General features: G+C 33.5%; 17 protein-coding genes. 12 read left to right on the top strand and 5 right to left on the bottom strand.

Annotated elements, in window-relative coordinates; genetic code table 11:
• Positions 1-56 precede the first annotated feature (56 nt).
• On the bottom strand, positions 57-1,166 hold the full coding sequence (locus tag ACFFVB_RS04625; protein WP_382381544.1) for a C1 family peptidase: 1,110 nt from the start codon (positions 1,164-1,166) through the stop codon (positions 57-59).
• 52 nt (positions 1,167-1,218) lie between these two features.
• Between ACFFVB_RS04625 and ACFFVB_RS04620 the strand changes: the two genes are divergently transcribed.
• From ACFFVB_RS04620 to ACFFVB_RS04595, 6 genes are all read left to right on the top strand, one after another.
• The gene (locus ACFFVB_RS04620; protein ID WP_382381543.1) at positions 1,219-2,058 is read left to right on the top strand and encodes a 1,4-dihydroxy-2-naphthoyl-CoA synthase; all 840 of its coding nucleotides are present in this window, start codon (positions 1,219-1,221) and stop codon (positions 2,056-2,058) included.
• Between the two features lie 9 nt (positions 2,059-2,067).
• Positions 2,068-2,970, top strand: a complete 903-nt coding sequence (gene menA, locus ACFFVB_RS04615; protein WP_382381542.1) for a 1,4-dihydroxy-2-naphthoate octaprenyltransferase — start codon at positions 2,068-2,070, stop codon at positions 2,968-2,970.
• A 205-nt stretch (positions 2,971-3,175) separates the two neighbouring features.
• A complete protein-coding gene (locus ACFFVB_RS04610) occupies positions 3,176-3,853 on the top strand; it encodes a metal-dependent hydrolase (RefSeq protein WP_382381541.1) in 678 nt (225 codons plus the stop codon).
• A 123-nt stretch (positions 3,854-3,976) separates the two neighbouring features.
• Positions 3,977-5,014: an o-succinylbenzoate synthase gene (locus ACFFVB_RS04605; protein WP_382381540.1), complete on the top strand. Its 1,038-nt coding sequence runs from the start codon at positions 3,977-3,979 to the stop codon at positions 5,012-5,014.
• Positions 5,015-5,021: 7 nt separating this feature from the next.
• Positions 5,022-5,984 carry a CPBP family glutamic-type intramembrane protease gene (locus tag ACFFVB_RS04600; RefSeq protein WP_382381539.1) on the top strand — a complete coding sequence of 321 codons (963 nt, stop codon included), beginning with the start codon at positions 5,022-5,024 and terminating at the stop codon, positions 5,982-5,984.
• Positions 5,985-6,018: 34 nt separating this feature from the next.
• A complete protein-coding gene (locus tag ACFFVB_RS04595; RefSeq protein ID WP_382381538.1) occupies positions 6,019-7,098 on the top strand; it encodes an AMP-binding protein in 1,080 nt (359 codons plus the stop codon).
• Positions 7,099-7,234: 136 nt separating this feature from the next.
• Here the strand turns inward: ACFFVB_RS04595 and ACFFVB_RS04590 are convergent, their stop codons facing one another.
• Positions 7,235-8,863: an acyl-CoA carboxylase subunit beta gene (locus ACFFVB_RS04590; protein ID WP_382381537.1), complete on the bottom strand. Its 1,629-nt coding sequence runs from the start codon at positions 8,861-8,863 to the stop codon at positions 7,235-7,237.
• Positions 8,864-9,011: 148 nt separating this feature from the next.
• On the opposite strand from ACFFVB_RS04590, the gene ACFFVB_RS04585 reads away from it, so the two are divergent.
• From ACFFVB_RS04585 to ACFFVB_RS04570, 4 genes are read left to right on the top strand one after another with little or no spacing between them, the layout of a single operon-like run.
• Complete coding sequence (locus ACFFVB_RS04585) at positions 9,012-9,368, top strand: DoxX family protein (protein ID WP_382381536.1); 357 nt, start codon at positions 9,012-9,014, stop codon at positions 9,366-9,368.
• Between the two features lies 1 nt (position 9,369).
• Positions 9,370-9,900, top strand: coding sequence for an NADPH-dependent FMN reductase (locus ACFFVB_RS04580; protein WP_382381535.1), 531 nt, complete (start codon positions 9,370-9,372; stop codon positions 9,898-9,900).
• 36 nt (positions 9,901-9,936) lie between these two features.
• On the top strand, positions 9,937-10,374 hold the full coding sequence (locus ACFFVB_RS04575; RefSeq protein WP_382381534.1) for a MarR family winged helix-turn-helix transcriptional regulator: 438 nt from the start codon (positions 9,937-9,939) through the stop codon (positions 10,372-10,374).
• Positions 10,375-10,409: 35 nt separating this feature from the next.
• Positions 10,410-11,132, top strand: a complete 723-nt coding sequence (locus ACFFVB_RS04570; RefSeq protein ID WP_382381533.1) for a pirin family protein — start codon at positions 10,410-10,412, stop codon at positions 11,130-11,132.
• Positions 11,133-11,153: 21 nt separating this feature from the next.
• On the opposite strand, the gene ACFFVB_RS04565 is transcribed toward ACFFVB_RS04570, so the two are convergent.
• Entirely contained in the window at positions 11,154-12,335 is a 1,182-nt protein-coding gene (locus ACFFVB_RS04565; protein ID WP_382381532.1) for an MFS transporter, read from the bottom strand.
• Positions 12,336-12,863: 528 nt separating this feature from the next.
• Here ACFFVB_RS04565 and ACFFVB_RS04560 point away from each other — a divergent pair.
• A complete protein-coding gene (locus ACFFVB_RS04560) occupies positions 12,864-13,046 on the top strand; it encodes a CAL67264 family membrane protein (protein ID WP_057779529.1) in 183 nt (60 codons plus the stop codon).
• 2 nt (positions 13,047-13,048) lie between these two features.
• Positions 13,049-14,740 carry an energy-dependent translational throttle protein EttA gene (gene ettA / locus ACFFVB_RS04555; protein ID WP_382381531.1) on the top strand — a complete coding sequence of 564 codons (1,692 nt, stop codon included), beginning with the start codon at positions 13,049-13,051 and terminating at the stop codon, positions 14,738-14,740.
• 77 nt (positions 14,741-14,817) lie between these two features.
• Here ettA and ACFFVB_RS04550 read toward each other — a convergent pair whose 3' ends face one another.
• Both ACFFVB_RS04550 and ACFFVB_RS04545 read right to left on the bottom strand, forming a co-directional pair.
• A complete protein-coding gene (locus ACFFVB_RS04550) occupies positions 14,818-15,069 on the bottom strand; it encodes a hypothetical protein (RefSeq protein ID WP_382381530.1) in 252 nt (83 codons plus the stop codon).
• Between the two features lie 73 nt (positions 15,070-15,142).
• Positions 15,143-15,913, bottom strand: a complete 771-nt coding sequence (locus tag ACFFVB_RS04545; RefSeq protein WP_382381529.1) for an MBL fold metallo-hydrolase — start codon at positions 15,911-15,913, stop codon at positions 15,143-15,145.
• Positions 15,914-15,924: the final 11 nt, after the last annotated feature.

Genomic DNA, 15,924 nt, shown 5'->3' with positions numbered 1-15,924 from the left:
AAGCCTCATAATTTAATTATGAGGCTTTTTTTATGCTTTGAAATCTGAGATTTCAACTATAAATTCTTTTGAATTGAACGTGGTAACGCGTCTTTATGAACCATGATTGAAATGGTTTTTAACTTAAAGTAAGCTTCACTCATATAAATATATCCATCGTTAGACACACGGTCAGAGTTTCCGCCCCAAGAGTTTTTTACTTTGTAATAACTATTTCCTTTTTGGTCTTCAACCATACCAATAATATGCATTAAATGGTCGTCTGTAGTATCGAAATTCTCAAATTCTTGCTGACGGTAATCTGCAGTAACTTTTAATTCCTTTTCAACTTTTTCAAGTGCAGACTCATTGTCCTTTTCATCTTTAGGAATAACAGCAATTCCGTATTTAGAAGAGAATGTCTTTTCACTAACATCGCAATCTAATTCAATAGTATATCCTTTTTTAAGCGCATCGTTTGTAATGTCTACTAAATCGTCTAATTCTACATTGTAAAAGCTTCCATTAGAAAAATTATCAGGAATGTCTAATATAAAAGAAGAATCGTAAGGGTGATGTGTAAAAGAGGTAATGCTAACATAATTATTCGCTTTTAAACCTGTCATGGCAAGAAAAGATTGAGGTGTGTATGATACGCCTTCGTAAGTAAATGTTTTTACATTTTCTCCTAATGATTTATCTAAAACTTTAGACACATCAGATTTCCAATCTCCATTATAGGTTTTTGGGTTTTTAATGTAATCGTCTAAAATCAATTTTAATTCTCCAACAATTTCAGAATGGTCGTGTTTGGTTTCGCGTTTTAGTAAACCTGTATACGCCTCATTTGGAACTAAACCGTGAGCATCCATGCTATTTATAACGTCGTGTGCCAAACCTCCTTCGCTAAATTGAGCTTTTCCTTGACGCATTACATAGTTCCATGATTTTACAGGATAGGTTTGTCTCACATTATACATTTCAGATAAATCGATATGTTTTCCTGTGCTTCTCAAAATTTCACTTTCTAAGAAAGACGATGTCGAGAAACTCCAACAAGTTCCTGTGTCACCTTGATTTATAACATCTAAAGCACCTAAATCTATTTTCGTTTCAAATTTGTAAGCTTGAGTAAAGCCAGTTGCAGTGAATGCAAGTAGTAATAAGAAAATACTATATTTTTTCATTATGAAGTAAGGGTTTATTTAAAATGATTTATTTTTGGTAAAAATAAGAAAAATGGAACAACCAAATTGGGTAACTGTCAAAGAATACGAAGACATTACTTATAAAAAATGTAATGGTGTGGCTCGTATCGCGTTTAACAGACCAGATATTAGAAATGCATTTAGACCAAAAACAACAAGTGAATTATATGAAGCGTTTTACGATGCGAATGAAGATGTAAACATTGGAGTCGTATTATTATCTGCCGAAGGGCCTTCATCTAAAGATGGCATATATTCATTTTGTAGCGGAGGGGACCAAAATGCTAGAGGTAAACAAGGGTATGTTGGCGAAGATGGGTATCATCGTTTAAACATATTAGAGGTACAACGTTTAATCCGTTTTATGCCTAAAGTTGTTATTGCTGTCGTTCCAGGTTGGGCTGTTGGTGGCGGACATTCGTTACATGTTATTTGTGATTTAACATTAGCGAGTAAAGAACATGCCATTTTTAAGCAAACAGATGCCGATGTTACAAGCTTTGATGCGGGGTACGGTTCTGCATATTTGGCTAAAATGGTAGGACAAAAAAAAGCAAGAGAAATTTTCTTTTTAGGACGTAACTATAACGCACAAGAAGCTTACGATATGGGGATGGTTAATGCCGTAATTCCGCATGCGGAGTTAGAAGGTACCGCTTACGAATGGGCTCAGGAAATATTGGCAAAATCGCCAACCTCTATAAAAATGTTGAAATTCGCAATGAATTTAACAGACGATGGTATGGTCGGACAACAAGTTTTTGCAGGTGAAGTTACGCGTTTAGCCTATATGACAGATGAAGCTAAAGAAGGTAGAAATGCATTCTTAGAAAAACGTGTGCCGAACTTCGAGAAAAAATGGATTCCATAATAGTTACATATGAGTAATTTTTCAAAATGGATATCGGCCATGCGTTTAAGAACCTTGCCTTTATCTATTTCAGGTATTATTGTAGGAGGATGTTTAGCGGCGTTTGATGGATTTTTTAATCCGTTAATTTTCACACTAGCTATTCTTACTACCTTGAGTTTACAAATCTTATCTAACCTAGCAAACGATTATGGAGATGGTGTAAAGGGAACCGATAACGAAGATAGAATCGGACCTATGCGGGCATTACAAAGCGGAGATATTTCTGAACAGCAAATGCTCACTGCAATAAAATTAAATGTCTTAATTACTGTCGTTTTAGCAGTTGCTTTAATATGGGTGTCATTTGGTTCTGAAAACTTTTTAATGTCCTTGTTTTTTCTTGTATTGGGAGTGGCAAGTGTTGTAGCAGCTATTAAATACACTGTAGGCAACTCAGCTTATGGTTATCGTGGTTTAGGAGATGTATTTGTGTTTATATTTTTTGGATTAGTCAGTGTAATAGGAACTTATGTTTTGTTTGTTAAACAAATAGATTATATAACGTTTATACCTGCTATAGCAATTGGAATGTTAAGTGCAGGAGTTTTAAACCTGAATAATATGAGAGATATTGTATCTGATGCCAAATCGAATAAGAATACTTTAGTGGTAAAATTAGGTAGTAAAAACGCTAAATTTTATCATTATTTTTTAGTTGGTGGTGCTATGGTTTTAGCTCTTGTATTTGGAGTTTTATATTATAATTCGCCCTTTAATTTATTATTTATAGTGGTGTTTATTCCATTGACAAAACATGTGGTTACCGTTTATAAAAATGATATTCCTAAAGATTTAGATCCAGAATTAAAGAAGTTAGCATTAAGTACGTTCTTCTTGTCTTTATTGTTAGGAATCGGACAGCTATTGTAGTATAATTCCGTATAATATTGTTAAAATAATAGAATATAGGACTATAAATCACGAATACGACTAATTTATAGTATATTTAAAATAAGTTAATAATAAGTATTAATAGTAGACTTAAAATTAGCTTCATTTTTGGGGATTTAAAACTCAGACAAATTAATTTAATATGTCTGAGTTTTTTTGTATTTTAATTTCAAAATATTAAAATATGAAAATTACATTTTACGGACATGCTAGTCTTGGGATAGAAGTAGATGATATATCCATCTTAGTCGATCCATTTATTTCTCCGAACGAGAACGCATCTCACATCGATATTAATACGCTGAAAGCGGACTATATTTTATTAACACATGCACATCAAGATCATGTTGCAGATGTTGAAGCTATTGCGAAACGCACAAACGCTGTTATTATTTCTAATGCAGAAATTGTAGCCTATTATAGTAATAAAGGATTTGAGGGACACCCTATGAATCACGGCGGAAAATGGGACTTCGAATTTGGAAGCGTAAAGTATGTAAATGCTATTCATTCTTCAGGTTTCGCCGATGGTACTTATGGCGGGCAACCAGGTGGTTTTGTTATTGAAGGCGAGCGAAAAAACATTTACATCGCTGGAGATACGGCTTTAACGTATGATATGAAATTAATTCCGCTAAATACGAAACTAGATTTAGCCATTTTACCCATTGGGGATAACTTTACTATGGGGGTCGATGATGCTATTTTAGCTAGCGATTTCGTGGAATGTGATAAAGTTTTAGGTTATCATTTTGATACGTTTGGTTATATTGAAATCGACCATGAAGAAGCAAAACGAAAGTTTTTCGATAAAGACAAAGATTTAATGCTACTTGGAATTGGAGAGAGTATAGAACTTTAATCTTTTTAATAGATAGAATTAATGCCTTAAAAGATTTATTTTAAATTTTTTAAGGCTTTTTTATGAGGTTTTATCAACGGTATATTATCTGTTTTGAGAAAATAATTGACTATTTTTGATGTTATGATTTCAGCAACCTATCGCAAATACATTTTAAATTTTAATAACCCAAGCGGCACGTCTAGAGGGGTGCTTACAACTAAAGAAACATGGTTTATTCATTTAGATGAATCTAGTAATAGAGGAGTAGGTGAGTGTGGCGTTTTTAGAGGTTTGTCGGCAGATGACCGACCTGATTATGAAGAAAAGTTAAAATGGGTGTGCTCGCATATCAATTTAGGTATAGAAGCTTTATTGGTAGAATTAATTGAGTTTCCAAGTATACAATTCGGATTAGAAATGGCTTTTAAATCGTTAGCGGGTGAGCAGTCATTTTCATTATTTCCTTCAAAATTCACAAAGGGTCAAGATTCTATTGCTATTAATGGATTAATTTGGATGGGAAGTGAGGCTTTTATGAAATCACAAATCAAAGAAAAATTAGATGCTGGTTTCGATTGTATAAAAATGAAAATTGGAGCTATAGATTTTCAAACGGAAGTTGATTTATTAAAATCAATTCGGAAAGAATTCTCAGCTTCAGAAATAGAATTAAGAGTCGATGCCAATGGTGCTTTCAATCCGAATGAAGCTTTAGAAAAATTAAAAGTTTTATCAGACTTCAGTTTACATTCTATCGAACAACCTATTAAAGCAGGCCAGATAGACGAAATGGCTAATTTATGCGAATCGACACCTTTGCCGATTGCCTTAGACGAAGAGCTAATAGGTGTGTTTCAGCAACATGAGAAAGTGTTACTTTTAGATCAGATTAAACCACAATATATTATTTTAAAACCTAGTTTAGTAGGCGGATTTCAAGGTAGTGATTCTTGGATTTCTCTTGCCGAAAAGCAAAATATGGGCTGGTGGATTACCAGTGCATTGGAAAGTAATATTGGTTTAAATGCGATTGCGCAATACACATATAATTTGCAAAATCCTTTACCACAAGGTTTAGGAACAGGTGGTTTATTTACCAATAATTTTGATTCTCCTTTAGAGGTTAAAAATGGTAGATTACATTATGATACGAATACTAATTGGAACTATAATTTATAAATAAAGTATGTATATAAGTCAGGCATATAAGGGACTACATGAATGGTGGAGTTATATTGTAGGTGTAATTATTGCGTTTATCGGAATCGCGATATTTTCTGCACCACATGTGGTTGCCATTAGTTTGAAAACCTTACAAGGTGGCGTGGATCTAACGAAAATGGATGACACCAATTATATTATGGGGATGTTCGAATCCAATTTGAATTTAATTTTCGTGATGTTACCCTTTTTAGGTGGATTGATATTCTTATTTATAGCTGTAAAGTATATTCATAAATTACCGCTTTTAAAATTAACGACTACTAGAGATTCAATAGACTGGAAACGGGTGTTATTCTCGTTTATTCTATGGGGTGGTATTTCGTCTTTGTTTATTCTTATTGACTATACCATGTCTCCTGAAAACTATTTGTATAACTTTCAGCTTAATAAGTTTTTAATCTTACTTGTTATCGCTGTTGTATTAGTACCTTTTCAAACAAGTTTCGAGGAGTATATGTTTCGAGGTTATCTAATGCAAGGTATTGGCGTGATTACTAAATCGAAATTGATTCCTTTAATTCTGACTTCGTTAATCTTTGGAGGATTACATATTGCTAATCCGGAAGTGGCTCAATTGGGATATACTATAATGGTGTATTATATTGGTACGGGATTGTTTTTAGGCGTTTTAACATTAATGGACGAAGGCATGGAGTTATCACTCGGATTCCACGCTGCAAATAATTTTTTTACAGCTTTATTAGTAACTTCAGATTGGAGTGCTTTACAAACATATTCTATTTTTAAAGATATTTCAGATCCAGGAGAAGCAAGTTTTATCGAAATATTTCTTCCTGTGTTTGTCATTTTTCCAATATTACTTTTTATCTTTTCAAAGAAATACAATTGGACCGATTGGAAAGAAAAATTAACAGGACGGGTCATAGAACCCAATCCTGAATCGGCACTAAACGAACACGTATAAACAATTATATAAATTACTATAAATACTATTTCTTATGATAACAGCAGTAGAAAGCAAAATACCGACATATGATAAAATTCATTTAAGATTTAAACTAAATGGTCGCTATTACGATGCAGATGGGTTAAGGACAGTTGCTTATTGTTTTATAAAAGAAGGAGAGCCTCACCAAAAAAGATTAGGTGATTTTTTACAAGCTTGGCTAGATAAAAATGATTACGTATCAGTTCAGACTTCAGGATCTATCGGAGAACCTAAAATGATAAAATTAAAAAAACAAGCGATGGTAAATTCTGCTATTGCTACAGGTGATGCTTTTAATTTACGTCCAGGAGATAGTCTGTTACATTGTTTACCTTTTAACTTTATTGCAGGACGAATGATGTTGGTTCGCGCCATGATTTTAGGTCTAGAACTAGATGTTGTGCCTCCAAAAATTACACCGGTTTTCGATACCACTAAAATTTATCATTTCGGTGCCATGATTCCGTTGCAGGTAGAAAATTTACAATCTAAACTTCATCATTTTAAAGCCTTAATTATTGGAGGAGCAGCAGTGCCGCATCAATTATTAGAAGATATTCAAGATATAGATACCAAATGTTATTCAACTTACGGAATGACCGAAACAGTGAGTCATATTGCATATAGAGCTTTAAACGGTCCGGATAAAACAGATTGGTATAAAGCGATGCCTAATGTGAAGGTTTCTGTTAATGCTAGTGATTGTTTAGTTCTTGAAGCCGATTATCTATTTGATGGTACTTTAGAAACAAATGATGTTGCTGTAATGCGATCAGACAATGAGTTTAAACTAATAGGTAGAATTGATAATGTAATTAATTCTGGTGGATTAAAATTATTTGCTGAACAAATTGAAAAGCATTTAACTAATGGGATTTCTGAACGCTTTTTTGTCGCCGGACAAGCAGACGATAAATTAGGTGAACGTTTAATTTTAGTTATTGAAGGAGAAGAAAAAGCTATAGATGATAAGGTTTATGCTAATCTTCAAAAAAATGAAATTCCTAAGGACGTTTATTTCGTAGACAAATTTGTGGAAACACCAAACAGAAAAATTCAACGTAAAAAAACATTGGAGTTACTTAAATAATGCTCTGTTGTTTTAATATAAAAAGCCACTAATTCGTGAATTAGTGGCTTTTTTAATTTAAATTTTAAACTAATTTAATGTGACTCTGAAATAAGTTTAGAGTGATGAGCTGCTTGTTTTAGAATCTGTTTATTTATTAAACTTGGATAACACCTAAATTAAATTTCTTTTCTATAGGAGCGTGATTGGCAGCTTCTATTCCCATTGAAATCCATGTTCTAGTATCTAACGGATCTATAATACCATCTGTCCACAGTCTAGCAGCAGCGTAATAAGGTGACACTTGTTTGTCGTATTTAGATTTAATTTTATTAAATAATTCTTGTTCTTTTTCTGGAGTAATCGTTTCTCCTTTAGCTTTTAAAGATGCTGTTTCAATCTGAAGTAATACTTTTGCGGCAGAGTTTCCGCTCATCACAGCAAGCTCTGCACTAGGCCAAGCCACTATAAGTCTTGGATCGTATGCTTTTCCGCACATGGCATAATTTCCAGCGCCATAACTATTCCCAATAATAATGGTGAATTTTGGTACTACAGAATTACTAACAGCATTTACCATTTTGGCACCATCTTTTATTATTCCACCATGTTCCGACTTCGATCCCACCATAAAACCGGTAACATCTTGTAAGAACACTAAAGGAATTTTTTTCTGATTACAATTTGAAATAAATCGTGTGGCTTTATCTGCACTGTCGTTATAAATTACACCACCAAATTGCATTTCGCCTTGTTTTGTTTTCACTAACTGACGCTGATTTGCAACAATTCCTACAGCCCAACCATCGATTCTAGCATAAGCTGTAATTATAGTTTTTCCGAAACCCTCTTTGTATTCTTCAAATATAGAGTCGTCTACCAAACGCGAAATTATGGCTTTCATATCGTATTGATCAGAACGACTTTTTGGTAAAATACCATAAATGTCTTGTGGATCTTCTTTTGGTTTTAGTGCTTCTTTTCTGCTAAATCCCGCAGTATCATAATCACCTATTTTATCAATTATATATTTAATCTTGTCTAAAGCATCTTTATCGTCTTTGGCTTTATAATCGGTTACCCCACTAATTTCGCAATGTGTGGTTGCTCCGCCTAAGGTCTCATTATCTATAGATTCGCCAATGGCCGCCTTTACCAAATAACTTCCTGCGAGAAAAATACTTGCCGTTTTATCTACAATAAGGGCTTCATCACTCATTATGGGTAAATAGGCTCCGCCAGCTACGCAACTCCCCATAACAGCAGAAATTTGAGTAATTCCCATACTGCTCATTTGAGCATTATTTCTGAAAATTCGGCCGAAATGCTCTTTATCTGGAAATATTTCGTCTTGGAGAGGCAAGTACACGCCTGCACTGTCTACTAAATAAATAATTGGCAGTTTGTTTTCAATAGAAATTTCTTGAGCACGTAAATTCTTTTTACCAGTAATTGGAAACCATGCACCAGCTTTAACTGTAGCATCGTTAGCGACTACAATACATTGCTTTCCTTGTATATAACCAATTTTAACAACGACGCCACCAGAAGGGCACCCGCCATGTTCCTCATACATATCTTCTCCTGTAAAAGCCCCGATTTCAATACTCTTAGCTTTGGAATCTAATAAATAATCGATACGTTCTCTAGCCGTAAGTTTTCCTTTACTGTGAAGTTTTTCTATACGTTTCAAGCCGCCACCAAGACTCACTTTTGCAAAACGTCTTCTTAAATCTGATACTAAAAGTTTATTGTGATCTTCGTTTTTATTGAAGTTGATATCCATGTAAAAATCAATTTGGGGCTAAAATACGAAAGTTTCAAATTTAATGATTAGAAATTTATATTTATGTCATATATATTACATGGAATTATATTCCTAGGTAAATATAAGTATTTTATTGTATATTTGTAACTCATTAAAACCAATCAAGATGAAAAGAGATAAAATTATTTTTTATGTATCTACAGGATTATTAACTCTAATATTATTGTTTTCTGTGAATATGTATTTTTTTAAGCATGAAGCTGTAGCCCAAATGTTTACTGGTTTTGGGTATCCTACATACATCATTTACCCTTATGCTGTTGTAAAATTACTAGGACTAATTGCCATCTGGAACTCTAAGTTTACGACTATAAAAGAATGGGCGTATGCAGGTTTCTTCTTTGCCTTTATTTTAGCATTTTTTGCACATTATATGATAGGTGATGGCGGACAAATGGCTGCTTTAGTTGCTTTAATCTTATTAATAGTCTCTTATATTTTTAATAAAAAAACTCAAAATTAATATGAAACATGTTATCGCATTTGCAGGAAGTAATAGTAAACAATCTATTAATAAGCAATTAGTTAGTTATACTGGAAGTTTAATAGAAAAAGTAGATGTTACCGTTCTAGATTTAAACGATTTTGACTTGCCAATTTACAGTGTAGATTTAGAAGCAGAACAGGGTTTGCCAGAGAATGCAAAACGTATGTTCGAAGCCATAAAAAACTCAGCTGGTATTATAATTTCACTAGCAGAACATAACGGAGCTTACGCTTCGGTATTTAAAAACATGTTTGATTGGGTGTCTAGAGTAGAGCCTAAAACATTTCAAAGTAAACCTATGTTTCTAATGGCGACATCTCCAGGAGTGCGAGGCGGACAATCGGTTTTAGAAATGGCTAAAGATCGATTTCCACGTCATGATGGGACTATAGTTGCTACATTTTCTTTACCGTCTTTTTACGATAATTTTTCAGAAGGTAAAATTAATAACTCTGAATTGAATGCACTACTTCTAAAAGAAGTGAAGCAGTTTGAAGCTTTTTTATAAACTGTTTAGTAATAGCTGTTTTAAATAAAAAATAATATGGGAGATTTTTCTAAAGACATCAATTCTACTTTTCCAAATAATAAAGTGAAAGCGATGCTAAACATCATGTTTACAGCAAATTGGATTAGTAGTTATCAGAACTCGTTTTTTAAGCCTTTTAAAGTATCATCGCAACAATATAATATTTTACGCATTTTAAGAGGGGCAGATCAACCTTTAAAAGTTCAAACCATTAAAGAGCGTATGGTAGAACGCTCCCCAAATACGACACGTTTAATGGATAAGTTATTTGCTAAAAATTTAATTTACCGCATACCTTGTTCTGAAGACAGAAGAGTCGTTAATATTAAAATTACGGATGACGGATTAAAACTGTTAGAAGCTATTTCTGAAGCACAAAGGACTGATGTTTTAAAGAATTTAAGTGAAGAAGAAGCGAGTCAGTTGAGTGATTTATTAGATAAAATAAGATGAATTAGTTGTTATAATAATTTAAAAAAGTTAGAAGAATGGAAACGATAATACACAAAGCAGATACAAGAGGATATGCCGATCACGGATGGTTGAAAGCGAGTCATTCATTTAGTTTTGCAAATTGGTATGATAAAGATCGGTTGAATTTTGGAGCATTACGCGTTTTAAACGACGATGTTTTAGCTCCAAAAATGGGTTTCGGCACACATCCGCATAAGAACATGGAAATTATTACAATTCCGTTAGAAGGTGTTTTAAAGCATAAGGATTCTATGGGGAACACATGGGAGTCTGTGTTGCCGGGAGAAGTTCAAGTTATGAGTGCGGGGACAGGTGTAGAGCATTCAGAAATTAATGGTTCTCAAGAGGAATCTTTAAGTCTGTTTCAAATTTGGGTAATTCCGAATAAAGAAAATGTAGCACCGCGATATGAACAGAAAACTTTTGATGTTGTTAATCGTAAAAACAAACTGCAAATGTTAGTGACCTCTATAGATGAAGATCATGATGGTAGTTTAAAAATTCATCAAGATGCAAAACTTTCAAGGTTAGATTTAGATGAAAACAAAATGTTTTCTTACGATTTAAAAAGTGAGCATTATGGTGTATATGTTATGGTTATTAATGGAGCAATTGAAATTGAAAACACACTATTAAACACTAGAGATGCAATAGGTATTAGTCAAACAGAATCATTTACAATGAAAGCGCATACCAATACGTCAGTATTGATTATTGAAGTTCCTATGCGCTTTTAAAGGGGTAATATTTAAATGGAGTTACGAATATGAGTTTTCTAATTTCTCTTGTTTTTTGTTTCGTTTTCTTAACATAATAATTACAAAAGCGATTAACACACCACTACCAGCCATAGCTGCTCCAACCCAATCGGCAGACGTATAACCATATCCCATGGCAATAGGAATTCCTGCAAAATATGCTCCAGAGGCATTACCGATGTTAAAGGCACTCTGATTAAGTGAAGATCCCAAAGTTTCAGATCCTTTAGAGGCTTTAATAATTAGCATTTGTATTGGTGTGGAGATACAAAACGTTACCGCACCAATAATAAATGTCATAACCAATATCATGATTTTATCCGATGCTAGTACCGTGTTTATAGCCAAGCAAAAGGTCATACAAGTTAGAATTATAATGATAGCGTGAATAGGAGAAAATTTCTCTGCAAGTTTAGCACCAATAAAATTACCAATTACCATTCCGAGTCCTGCTAAGATCATGGCTATAGAAACCATTTCCGGGGCATGTCCAGCAACTTCAGTAATTAATGGAGAAATGTAGCTATACCATGCGAAAAAACCACCAGTACCTATAGTTGTTAAAAGTATAATTAACCACAGTTCTAAACGTTTAAATATTTTTAGATCTTCTAAGAAGCGTGTTTCTGAAGATTTTTTTAATAAAGGCATCCATAGTTTTATAGATAAGACAACTAAAACGCCCACAAATCCAACTAATAAAAAGGATAAGTTCCAGCTAAAATGCTTTCCGAGATAGGTCCCTAAAGGCACCCCTAATAAATTTGCAAATGTTAGTCCGCTAAACATAATAGCAATACCCTGAGCTTGTTTCCCTGGTTTAGACAATTGTCCAGCTACTACAGAGCCAATTCCAAAGAATGCGCCGTGTGGTAATCCTGATAAAAATCTTAAAGTTATAAAAGAATTATATCCAGTCGCGAAAGCCGATAATGTATTAAATACTGTAAACCATATCATTAAGGCTAATAAGACACGGTTAGCAGGATATTTACTTCCGATTCCTGTTAAAATGGGAGCACCTACAACCACACCTAGGGCATATGCCGAAATAAAATGACCAGCTGTAGGTATAGTTACGTCGAATGCTGTGGCAATTTCCGGCAGAATTCCCATAATAACAAACTCGGTTAAACCAATTCCAAATCCACCAATAGCTAATGATAATAACGCTTTATTCATTTATAAATAATGTATAAGAGTGATAAAAAATAAGGTGCAAATGTAAGTTGACTTTTGAATTATTTATGCTTTATAGACGTGAAATATACGTTAATTCTGAATCTAAATTATTCACATATAAACCATTGAATTACAAATGTTTGATTGTGTTTTGTTGAGCTAATGTTTAAAAATAATTTAGATTTATATAAAAAGTAGCCTAATTGCTTGAAGCGTGTAGATATTAATGGCTGTTTAAATAGATGGATTCTTCTAAGTATTGAAAATATCTCATAAAAGTGAATAATAATCTTGAAGTACTCTGTTATTTACATCGTATTGGTAAAAATGAACCTAATATTAGAATTCATTTAATAATGTTATTACAAATAATTTAGAATTAATCTTAAAAATGCGATATTTGTATTTGAACTTGCGCAAAGGGTAAATGAGACATCCTTTTTTATTTAAAATAGATAAAACGGATAACCTGATATTTTATGGCTTTTGCCATGTAAAGGTGCGCACTAATAATAAGAATTACAAATTATGGCAATGAATAAAAACACGGTTTTAGCTTGGGCAACAACCATTATGATTGTAGTAGGATTAGCTTTAATCGCTTTAGGAGCTTTTAGATATGAAGATGTCGCGGGTTGGGGATTTGCCGCTGTTGGCATTGGTTTTTTTGCTATTGCTTGGGTATTTAACGCATTAAAAGGTAGAGTATAATTATGAGTGACGATAAGAAAGTTATTTTTTCGATGTCTGGGTTAACCAAGACATTTCCTGGTGCTAATACACCGGTTTTAAAGAATATTTATTTAAGTTTTTTCTACGGAGCTAAAATTGGGATTTTAGGTCTTAATGGTTCTGGAAAATCGACTTTGTTAAAAATTATTGCGGGAACGGATAAAAACTATCAAGGTGACGTTACATTTCTTCAGGATTATTCGGTTGGCTATTTAGAGCAAGAGCCAAAATTAGATGAAGATAAAACGGTAATGGAAATTGTACGTGAAGGGGCTGCCGAAACGGTTGCTATTCTTGATGAATACAATAAAATTAACGATATGTTTGGGTTAGAAGAAGTATATTCTGATGCCGACAAAATGGATAAATTAATGGCACGTCAGGCAGAGCTTCAAGATCAAATTGATGCTTCTGATGCTTGGGAATTAGATACTAAATTGGAAATTGCCATGGATGCGTTGCGTACGCCAGAAGGGGATAAGAAAATTAGTGTGCTTTCAGGAGGAGAACGCAGACGTGTGGCACTTTGTCGTTTGCTTTTACAAGAGCCAGATGTTTTACTTTTAGATGAGCCTACCAACCACTTAGATGCAGAATCTGTACATTGGTTAGAGCATCATTTAGCACAATATAAAGGGACAGTAATTGCTGTAACTCACGATAGATACTTCTTAGATAATGTTGCGGGATGGATTTTAGAATTAGATAGAGGTGAAGGTATTCCTTGGAAAGGGAACTACTCGTCTTGGTTAGATCAAAAATCAAAACGTATGGCACAAGAAAGCAAAACAGCTTCTAAACGTCAGAAAACATTAGAGCGCGAATTAGATTGGGTACGTCAGGGTGCTAAAGGCCGTCAGACTAAGCAAAAAGCGCGTTTAAATAATTACGATAAATTAATGAGTCAAGATCAGAAACAACTTGACGAAAAATTAGAAATCTATATCCCTAACGGACCTCGCTTAGGAACCAATGTTATTGAAGCAAAAGGTATAAGTAAAGGTTTCGATGATAAATTATTATACGAAGATTTAAACTTTAAATTACCTCAGGCAGGAATTGTTGGAATTATTGGCCCGAATGGTGCTGGTAAAACAACTATTTTCAGAATGATTATGGGGGAACAAGAACCAGATAAGGGTGCTTTTGAAGTTGGTGAAACAGCTAAGATCGCTTATGTCGATCAGAGTCACACCAATATTGATCCTGAAAAAACCATTTGGCAAAACTTTAGTGACGAGCAAGAATTGGTTTTAATGGGCGGAAAGGAAGTAAACTCTAGAGCCTATTTAAGTCGATTTAATTTCTCTGGAGGAGAACAAAACAAGAAGGTTAAATTACTTTCTGGAGGTGAGCGTAACCGCTTGCATTTAGCGATGACGCTTAAAGAAGAAGGTAATGTATTGCTTTTAGATGAGCCTACTAACGATTTAGATGTAAACACATTAAGAGCATTAGAAGAAGGTTTAGAAAACTTCGCTGGTTGTGCTGTAGTAATTAGTCACGACAGATGGTTCTTAGATAGAATTTGTACGCATATTTTAGCTTTTGAAGGTGAAAGTCAAGTGTATTTCTTTGAAGGTAGTTTTAGTGAATACGAAGAGAATAAGAAAAAACGTTTGGGTGGAGATTTAATGCCAAAACGTATTAAGTATAAGAAGCTAGTAAGATAATACTAGTTATATATGGTATATTAAAAAGAACAGCCTGCTAATAGCAGGCTGTTTTTTGGTTTTTAGAAATATACATATTAGTTGTTATTGTATAAATGTCCTTCTGTGAAATCTTTATATTTTTTCTTTTTATCGTCTATGTCTTCCAAATTAGATTTTTCAAGACGTTTACTTTCTGCTTTTAACTTATATGTGGTTCTAAGCCCGAAAAGCAATAAAAGAATAAAAATTCCTACGGTTATAGATAATCCAATAACAATTCCTTGCTCAATAACCATAAGCCCTAAATTGCCACTGAATAGCGATGTATGAAATGCTGAAAATGACATGGGTAAATATTTTAAAGAGATAAGTGATTATGTAAATATAGATTTAAATCTTAAAATCATCACAATTTATTTGTTAATTTTTTGAATACCAGTTGAGTAAAGTAATTTCTATGGTTTTGTTTTTTGATTCTATTAAGGTTTTAAATGCATTTACATCACTTAAACCTTCGGTACCTCGATAGTGATAAGGAATAACTTTTTTAGGCTTAAAGTCTAAAACAGCATCGGCGGCGCTAGTTACAGGCATGGTATAAGGTAAATTCATACATACAAAAGCAATGTCAATATCTTTTAAAGCCCTCATTTCAGGAATATCTTCGGTATCCCCAGAGATATAAATACGTTCGTCTGCGTTATTTAATACATACCCATTTCCACGACCCTTAGCGTGAAATTTAAGTGCCTCTGGACGCAAATTATACATAGGTATAGCTTCTATCGATATATGTTCATATTTTCTAGTTTCTCCATTATTAATCACCAACGTTTGTTTTTTTAAAGGGTCTGATAATTTGTCGAAGACTGCTTGTGGTGCTATAATAGTAGTATGTGACTTCGTGATACTTTCTAGCGTTTCAATACTTAAATGGTCTCCATGAATATCTGTAACAAGGATAAGATTGGGGGCTTTTTGATCTTTAAACGCTTCCAAACCACCTACGGGATCTACATAAATGGCAAGATCTTTTACTTCCATAATAAAAGTAGCATGAGATATTGGTATTATTTTAGTCGTTTCATCCTGCTCATAACATGTGATTTGATCTTCTGAGTCTGAGGAATTAGAGGGTTTAAAACTGAATAAACCGGCAGATATAAAAAGAATATAGATGATGTTTTTCATAGTTTAAGGTA

It is taken from the genome of Formosa undariae, assembly GCF_042427615.1.
Taxonomy (GTDB): Bacteria; Bacteroidota; Bacteroidia; order Flavobacteriales; family Flavobacteriaceae; genus Formosa; species Formosa undariae.
Note: the sequence above shows the minus strand (reverse complement) of the source record. Positions and strands in the feature narration are given on the sequence as shown.

Excerpts from the sequence above, each read along its gene's own strand:
- ACFFVB_RS04625 (WP_382381544.1), bottom strand. The coding sequence starts at position 1,166 with ATGAAAAAATATAGTATTTTCTTATTACTACTTGCATTCACTGCAACT.
- ACFFVB_RS04620 (WP_382381543.1), top strand. The coding sequence starts at position 1,219 with ATGGAACAACCAAATTGGGTAACTGTCAAAGAATACGAAGACATTACT.
- menA (WP_382381542.1), top strand. The coding sequence starts at position 2,068 with ATGAGTAATTTTTCAAAATGGATATCGGCCATGCGTTTAAGAACCTTG.
- ACFFVB_RS04610 (WP_382381541.1), top strand. The coding sequence starts at position 3,176 with ATGAAAATTACATTTTACGGACATGCTAGTCTTGGGATAGAAGTAGAT.
- ACFFVB_RS04605 (WP_382381540.1), top strand. The coding sequence starts at position 3,977 with ATGATTTCAGCAACCTATCGCAAATACATTTTAAATTTTAATAACCCA.
- ACFFVB_RS04600 (WP_382381539.1), top strand. The coding sequence starts at position 5,022 with ATGTATATAAGTCAGGCATATAAGGGACTACATGAATGGTGGAGTTAT.
- ACFFVB_RS04595 (WP_382381538.1), top strand. The coding sequence starts at position 6,019 with ATGATAACAGCAGTAGAAAGCAAAATACCGACATATGATAAAATTCAT.
- ACFFVB_RS04590 (WP_382381537.1), bottom strand. The coding sequence starts at position 8,863 with ATGGATATCAACTTCAATAAAAACGAAGATCACAATAAACTTTTAGTA.
- ACFFVB_RS04585 (WP_382381536.1), top strand. The coding sequence starts at position 9,012 with ATGAAAAGAGATAAAATTATTTTTTATGTATCTACAGGATTATTAACT.
- ACFFVB_RS04580 (WP_382381535.1), top strand. The coding sequence starts at position 9,370 with ATGAAACATGTTATCGCATTTGCAGGAAGTAATAGTAAACAATCTATT.
- ACFFVB_RS04575 (WP_382381534.1), top strand. The coding sequence starts at position 9,937 with ATGGGAGATTTTTCTAAAGACATCAATTCTACTTTTCCAAATAATAAA.
- ACFFVB_RS04570 (WP_382381533.1), top strand. The coding sequence starts at position 10,410 with ATGGAAACGATAATACACAAAGCAGATACAAGAGGATATGCCGATCAC.
- ACFFVB_RS04565 (WP_382381532.1), bottom strand. The coding sequence starts at position 12,335 with ATGAATAAAGCGTTATTATCATTAGCTATTGGTGGATTTGGAATTGGT.
- ACFFVB_RS04560 (WP_057779529.1), top strand. The coding sequence starts at position 12,864 with ATGGCAATGAATAAAAACACGGTTTTAGCTTGGGCAACAACCATTATG.
- ettA (WP_382381531.1), top strand. The coding sequence starts at position 13,049 with ATGAGTGACGATAAGAAAGTTATTTTTTCGATGTCTGGGTTAACCAAG.
- ACFFVB_RS04550 (WP_382381530.1), bottom strand. The coding sequence starts at position 15,069 with ATGTCATTTTCAGCATTTCATACATCGCTATTCAGTGGCAATTTAGGG.
- ACFFVB_RS04545 (WP_382381529.1), bottom strand. The coding sequence starts at position 15,913 with ATGAAAAACATCATCTATATTCTTTTTATATCTGCCGGTTTATTCAGT.